Raw genomic sequence first — 7,231 nt, 5'->3', positions numbered from 1 at the left:
AAATTTATTAAAAGCCGCAGCTCTTATTACAGAACTACGGCTTTTTTTATGCTTTCTTACTTTTTATTTATTTTTCTTTCAATTCACTAAGCAGTTTGTCAAGAATCGGATCACCTATATAATTTTCTATTGGAATGATCCTCTTATCTTCATGGGAAAGTCTAGCTCTTTCTTGCAAGTTTTTATGGACTACAATAATATCTGCATCTTGAGGAACATCTTCTATTCTATAGTGTTTTACTTCAATACCACTAATACCTTGTTTTTCTAATTTTTTTCTAAAAGTTGTTGCTCCCATAGCACTACTACCAGCTCCTGCATCACAAGCAAATGCTATTTTATTAACATTTTCAACAGAATCAACACTAGTATTGCTCGCTGAGTTTAGAATCTGCTTACCTTCAGATTTCATAGATTTTGACTTTTCTACAGAGTTTTCAAAATCATCTTCTTCATCTGATTCTCCTTGTAATTTTAATATAGCAGATGTAACTACAAAGGAAACTGCAGCAGCGACAATTACTCCAGCAATAATCCCTAAGAAATTACCTTTAGGTGTTAAACCTAGATATGCAAATATTGAACCAGGACTAGGACCTGCTACAAGTCCTACATTGAAAATTTGAAAAGTTGCAATCCCTGACATTCCTCCAGCAATCATCCCTAAAATTGTAAGGGGATTCATTAAAACATATGGGAAATACAATTCATGAATACCACCAAAGAAGTGAATGATTATAGCACCTGGGGCAGTACGTTTAGCAGTCTTTTTTCCAAAGAAAGTGTAAGCCAGCAATAGTCCAAGACCAGGACCTGGGTTAGAAGCCACTGTAAAGTAAATAGACTTCCCTACTTCTGCGGCTTTCTGCATACCTAAAGGATAATAAATTCCCTGATCAATTACATTATTTAAGAATAATACTTTAGCTGGTTCATTGATAATAGATAACAAAGGTAACATACCAGTATCTACTAATGCTTGAATCATAGATTTTACAACATTATTTGCCGCCTCAATAACAGGACCAATAAAAAGGTAGGACACAACCATTAGTAAAAATCCTAAAATACCAAGAGAAAAGTTATTGACTATCATTTCAAAGCCAGCAGGAACATTACCTTCTATAGCTTCATCAAACTTCTTTATGACCCAACCACCTAAAGGACCAATAATCATTGCACCTAAAAACATTGGGATATCCGAACCAACGATTAATCCTATAGCTCCAATAGCTCCCATTACCGCTCCTCTTTTGCCTCCAACCATTTTACCCCCTGTATAAGCTAAAAGCAAAGGTAACAAGTAAGTTATTGCTGGCCCAACTATCTCTGCTAGTTGCTCATTAGGAAGCCATCCTGTTGGAATAAACAAAGCCGTCAAAATACCCCATGCAATAAATGCACCTATATTTGGTAATACCATATTGGTTAAAAAACCACCAAAAGCCTGAAGTTTAGCACGAAATGACTGAGTTGGAACTGTAGCTTGAATATCTGACATAATATACCCCCTTGTTAAAATATACTATTTTTAGTATTCTTGATCAACAATATAATATAATTATAACCTTATAGTATCTTATACTTATACTAGATTCTTGATCAACAATATAATAATAACCTTATAGTATCTTATACTTATACTAGATTCTTAATCAACAATATAATTATAAAATTATAGTATCTTATACTAGGATATTAACTTTACTTCTCAACCTACTACAAACTGAAGCTTCATGAAAAGATCTTTATCAATTTCATGCAGATAATATCACTCCACTGTCTTGATAATTTTGATTAACTCTTCTTCGCTTTCCACATTTTCAAATTTGTTCCTCACCTCCTCATCAGCTAATATAGAAGATAGGTCAGCTATTAGTTCTAAATGTCCTGAATTATCTTCTGCAGCCAAAACAACAGAAATATTTACCTCCTTTCCTTCAGGATAAAGTACAGGTTTTTTCAACTTTAAAAAAGATATACCTGTTTTTATTACACCTTCTTTATCTTGTGCATGGGGCATAGCAATTCTAGGAACTATAACCATATATGGTCCATTATCATAAACATTCTTAATCATAGACTGAATATATTTGTCAGTGATAAAGCCTTTTTTGAGTAATGGCTTTGCAGCTACCTTAATAGATTCTTCCCAAGAAGAAACTTCATCTAAGAAATTTATATTCCCTTTTAAATATTGGCTTAGCATTTTAGCCCTCCTCTTCCTAATTCATTTATTTTATTAACTCTTGGCATCCTTTATCTTTTAATTTATAGTAACCTTTTGCAATTTTATCTTTAAGTTTTTGATTTTCAATTCCAGTAAAATGGGAAATAGCTTCCTCTATACCTTTTTCTTGAATATATTTCTCTAAACGAACAGCTTCTTCATCGTTGGGGTTATGGAATAAAAATGCAGCAGAAATGGCAATACTTAAGCATTCTACCGAAGTCCCTAATTCAAAAATTTCTCTAAGCGGTTTAATTAAACGTTCATCATAACCTAGTTTTCGTATAGGAGATCTACCTACTCGTAAAACATTATCACTAATGTTTTTATTTTTAAATCGTTTTAGTGTTTTTTCAATAAAAGAGTCTATATCTTTAGAGTTAAAATGTAATTTTTTAACAACATACTGTTTGACTTCATTTAGTACTTTTCTCATAAAACCTTCAAATTCAGGCTTTGCTAATGTACTTTGAATAGTATCTTCTCCCCCTGCAAATCCAATATAAGCAGTTGCTGCATGTCCCATATTTACCATATATAACTTTCTTTTAATATAAGGATCCAAATTATCAACATAGATAACATCTTCTATTAAGGGCAAATCTAAATTCATCATTTCAGATTTATTAATAACCCACTCATAAACAGGTTCAACTAAAGCAACCTCTCCTTTTTCAGTTTCTTTTGATAAAGCAAGACGGTCAATGGCCGAATTTGGAAACCCGACAAATTCACATATTTCTTCCATTTCTTCAGGAGATACATGCTTTTCAATCTCCCTTTTCAAAGTTGAAGAGGCATTAATGGCATTTTCATTGGCGATAACATCTATATTTGTTTTATTTTCCTTTACCCTCTTTAAAAGTCCTTCAGAAAGAAGTTTTGCAATTTTAGATAAATTTACAATTCCTACTGAAGTTGTAATTAAATCAGCTTCTAGGATAGCCTGAATAACTTTCTCTCCTTCTGTAATACTATTTAATGCAGTAACAGGAGCTACAGTTTCTGTAGTATGATGATTATCTAGTAATTCAATTGAATAACTATTAGTTTTGTTAATAGATTCAAGTACCCCTTCATTAACATCCACAAAACAAATTTCATAACCTGTTTTATTTAATAAATACCCAATAAGACCTTTTCCAATGTTCCCTGCACCGAAATGAAGTGCTTGCATTCTACTCCCCCCTTTATTTACTATGATTCATTCTTTTTCAATCTGCCTTATATTCTTTTCTAAATTATATAGATTTGCGCATATAATTGATGAATCAATTGAAATTTCTTGTTTATTCATTTATTTCTCTCTTTTTCGTTTATATTTACATTATAAAACATTTATAAAGAAAAGTAAAGCATAAATACGCATATTATCCTATTTGTTTTTGCATTTTTGTTATTTTTTCACATCAATTTATCTTCTTAGATTTACAAGACACTATTACCACCATTCCCCCTTATAAACTTATAAATTAATATTAGGAGTATTTAATATTATAATATAAAATTTGCATTTTTGAATTTTAGTTGTTCAACAATCTACAATTAGAACAGAAGACCTTAGGAGTTAGATTGATTTTATAAACGAAAATCTAACCCCAAATTCCTAATCAATTATAATTTATTAATTATCTGTTCAGTAATTTCTTCAGCAACAAAACCAAAATGTTTACCTAGCTCTTCTCCTGACCCACTTTCTCCAAAATCTTCAACACTAACTACATGATACTTAGCTCCTAACAGCTGATACCATCCTTGACCTACTCCTGCTTCAATTGCTACCCGTAAAGCATCCTGAGATCCTAATACTTCTTCTATATAATCTTTTCCTTGAGAAACAAATTTATTTCTCTCTGGTACAGATACTACTCTTGCCTTCTTGCCTTCATTTTCTAGTTTATTTGCTACCTCTACTGCCAATGAAACTTCACTACCTGCTGCAATTAAAACTACTTCTTCATTATTAGAACTTCTTACCACATATCCACCTTTATAAATATTCTCTGGCTTTTCTTTTTTAATATGAGGTAAATTCTGTCTAGTCAATACTAAAGCAGTTGGACCATCAGTCTTTTTCATTGCTTGAACCCAAGCTGCTTTTACTTCTTCTTCATCAGCTGGTCTAAGTACCTGTAAATTAGGTATTAATCTTAAAGATTCAGTTTGTTCTATCGGTTGATGTGTTGGTCCATCTTCTCCTACATAAATAGAGTCATGAGTTAATACATAAATTACTGGTTGTTTCATTAATGCAGCCACTCTAATAGCAGGTTTCATATAATCTGAAAAGACATGGAAAGTAGATACAAAAGGTCTTAATCCACCATAAACAGAAATTCCATTGGCAATCGCTGCCATAGCATGCTCTCTAACTCCAAAACGGAAATTACGTCCATCAAAATTATCCTTCTGAATCTCACCATATTTATTAAGATAAGTCTTATTAGATGGTGCTAAATCGGCAGAACCACCTACTAAATAAGGTACTTCATCGGCAACTTTCTGTAAAACTATTCCTGAAGAACTTCTACTTGCAATAGGAGCTTTTATATCTAAATTCATAATTGTATCTTTAAAATCAACTGGAAGTCCTAAATCATAAGCCTGGTCCCATTCTTTCTTTAAATCAGGATTAGCCTTAGCCCATTTTACAAATTTATCTTCCCACTCTATATCTTTATTTTCTAATTCTTCTAATCTATTAATTAAAAATTCCCTTACCTCTTCTGATACATAAAACTTTTTATCAGTTGGTAACCCTAAATTTTCTTTTAATCCTTTAATTTCTTCTTTACCTAAAGGAGCCCCATGAGCTGCACTAGTACCCTCTTTAGTAGGTGACCCACAACCTATTTTAGTCTTAGCAACTATAAGTGTTGGTTTATCTTCTACTTCCTTAGCCTTTGCAATTGCTTCTTTGATAGCATCTATATCATGTCCATCTACTTTATCAATAACATGCCAATTATAAGCTTTAAACCTTGCTGGTACATCCTCAGTAAAGGTAATATCTGTACTACCACCAATTGAAATATCATTATCATCATAGATAGCAATTAACTTACCTAAACCTAAATGGCCAGCTAAAGATGCAGCTTCTGCTACAATTCCTTCCATCATACACCCATCACCTAGTAATACATATGTATAATGGTCTATAATTTCATAATCATTAGTATTATATTTTTCAGCAGCTATTCGTTCTGATATTGCCATTCCAACTGCATTAGCAAAACCTTGACCTAAAGGCCCTGTCGTTGTTTCTACCCCTGGAGTATAACCGTATTCAGGATGACCTGGTGTCTTAGAATGTAACTGTCTAAAGTTCTTTAAATCTTCTAATGATAAATCATAACCAGATAAATGAAGTAAAGAATACAAGAATATAGATCCATGCCCTGCTGATAAAACAAATCTATCACGATTAGGCCATTGAGGATTCTTTGGATTATGATTCATCACTTCACTAAAAAGTACAGCTCCTATCTCTGCGCAACCTAAAGGCAAACCTGGGTGACCAGAATTTGCTTTTTGCACAGCATCTGCTGATAAACCTCTTATTGTATTAGCTACTTGTTTTAACAAATCAAATACCTCCTTCAGTCCCAACAAAAATTAATTTTTTTTCTGTTCCCAGTCTGCCATAAATTTTTCTATTCCAACATCAGTTAATGGATGATTACTCATTTGCTTAATTACACTAAATGGAATAGTCGCAATATCTGCTCCAATTAAAGCAGCCTCTTTTACATCCAGTGGGTTTCTTATACTAGCTGTTATAATCTCACTTTCTAAACCATAATTACTAAGGATTGTAGCTATCTCACTAATTAATTCCATTCCTGTATGAGCTATATCATTTAATCTTCCAACAAATGGACTAATATACGTAGCTCCTGCTTTAGCAGCAAGTAATGCTTGATTAGCTGAAAAAACTAATGTAACATTAGTTTTAATCCCCTCTTTAGTTAATGCTTTTGTTGCCTTTAATCCTTCAACTGTCATAGGAATTTTAATAACTACATTTAAAGATATTTTAGCTAATTCTCTTGCCTCTTCAATCATTCCTTCAGCATCTAAACTTATAACTTCTGCACTTACTGGCCCATCAACTATCTCACAAATCTCTTTAATTCTAGTATGAAAATCAACATTTCCTTCCTTAGCTACTAGACTAGGATTAGTCGTAACACCATCAATCACTCCTAAACTAGCTGCTTCTTTAATCTCTTCTAAATTAGCAGTATCAATAAAAAACTTCATTAAAATTCCTCCCTATAATTTATATCGTTCTGTTAAGTTATATAAAAATTAAGCCCCTTCTCCTCTAAAGAGTATAATAGTTTTAATCCTTCAGAAAGAGGGGCCTATGACCACAATAAAATACAATATCAAAGATGTTTCTCAATTGATCTTTACAAATTGAGTTTTGTATCTTTATTCTAAATTTGCATGGTACTGCCAAAGACTTTCCATATCGATATTCTTTTCTCTGACCATCATTAATGCTATTGTATCACCTAATAATAGTAAAGACTGTTCAAATAAACTTGTCATTGGTTGAACTGAATCTACTCCTTCAACTGGTAAATCTGGATCATTACTAGCAGGAATTCTGATAAAGAAATCAGAAAATTCATTCATAGGACAATTTGGATTTCTCCCAATATGAAAAACTGTTGCATTATATTGCTTTGCTTTTTCTGCAATTGCTAAAGGAAAAGCTGTTCCTCCACTTCCAGAACCTACAATCAACAAATCATCTTCTGTAATAGCCGGCTCAGTAATCTGACCAACAATATAACAATCAACACCTAAGTGTGCTAAACGTTTTGCAACTGATTTTAGTGAAAGTAGTACTCTTCCAACTCCTACAAAGAAAACTTTCTCTGCTTTTTTGATTTCTTCTATTAGTTTATTTACCTCATCAGCATTAACTTTGCCTAAAGTTTCTCCTAATTCCTTAATAATATCTTTTTGAGCCTCATTATATTTTGACAT

The 7,231-nt window shown here is 32.3% G+C and carries 6 protein-coding genes; all 6 read right to left on the bottom strand.

What is annotated here, in order from left to right:
• Positions 1-67: 67 nt before the first annotated feature.
• Entirely contained in the window at positions 68-1,501 is a 1,434-nt protein-coding gene (locus U472_RS00185; protein WP_068714301.1) for a PTS mannitol transporter subunit IIBC, read from the bottom strand.
• A 270-nt stretch (positions 1,502-1,771) separates the two neighbouring features.
• Positions 1,772-2,209, bottom strand: coding sequence for a PTS sugar transporter subunit IIA (locus U472_RS00180; RefSeq protein ID WP_068714299.1), 438 nt, complete (start codon positions 2,207-2,209; stop codon positions 1,772-1,774).
• Positions 2,210-2,234: 25 nt separating this feature from the next.
• Positions 2,235-3,407 carry a mannitol-1-phosphate 5-dehydrogenase gene (locus U472_RS00175; RefSeq protein WP_068714297.1) on the bottom strand — a complete coding sequence of 391 codons (1,173 nt, stop codon included), beginning with the start codon at positions 3,405-3,407 and terminating at the stop codon, positions 2,235-2,237.
• 437 nt (positions 3,408-3,844) lie between these two features.
• Positions 3,845-5,815, bottom strand: coding sequence for a transketolase (gene tkt / locus U472_RS00170; protein ID WP_068714295.1), 1,971 nt, complete (start codon positions 5,813-5,815; stop codon positions 3,845-3,847).
• Positions 5,816-5,845: 30 nt separating this feature from the next.
• Positions 5,846-6,493: a fructose-6-phosphate aldolase gene (gene fsa, locus U472_RS00165; RefSeq protein WP_068714293.1), complete on the bottom strand. Its 648-nt coding sequence runs from the start codon at positions 6,491-6,493 to the stop codon at positions 5,846-5,848.
• A gap of 174 nt (positions 6,494-6,667) precedes the next feature.
• Positions 6,668-7,231: a 6-phospho-3-hexuloisomerase gene (gene hxlB / locus U472_RS00160; protein ID WP_068714291.1), complete on the bottom strand. Its 564-nt coding sequence runs from the start codon at positions 7,229-7,231 to the stop codon at positions 6,668-6,670.

The organism is Orenia metallireducens, from assembly GCF_001693735.1.
GTDB classification, from domain to species: domain Bacteria; phylum Bacillota; class Halanaerobiia; order Halobacteroidales; family Halobacteroidaceae; genus Orenia; species Orenia metallireducens.
Note: the sequence above shows the minus strand (reverse complement) of the source record. Positions and strands in the feature narration are given on the sequence as shown.

Excerpts from the sequence above, each read along its gene's own strand:
- hxlB (WP_068714291.1), bottom strand. The coding sequence starts at position 7,231 with ATGTCAAAATATAATGAGGCTCAAAAAGATATTATTAAGGAATTAGGA.
- fsa (WP_068714293.1), bottom strand. The coding sequence starts at position 6,493 with ATGAAGTTTTTTATTGATACTGCTAATTTAGAAGAGATTAAAGAAGCA.
- U472_RS00180 (WP_068714299.1), bottom strand. The coding sequence starts at position 2,209 with ATGCTAAGCCAATATTTAAAAGGGAATATAAATTTCTTAGATGAAGTT.
- U472_RS00185 (WP_068714301.1), bottom strand. The coding sequence starts at position 1,501 with ATGTCAGATATTCAAGCTACAGTTCCAACTCAGTCATTTCGTGCTAAA.
- U472_RS00175 (WP_068714297.1), bottom strand. The coding sequence starts at position 3,407 with ATGCAAGCACTTCATTTCGGTGCAGGGAACATTGGAAAAGGTCTTATT.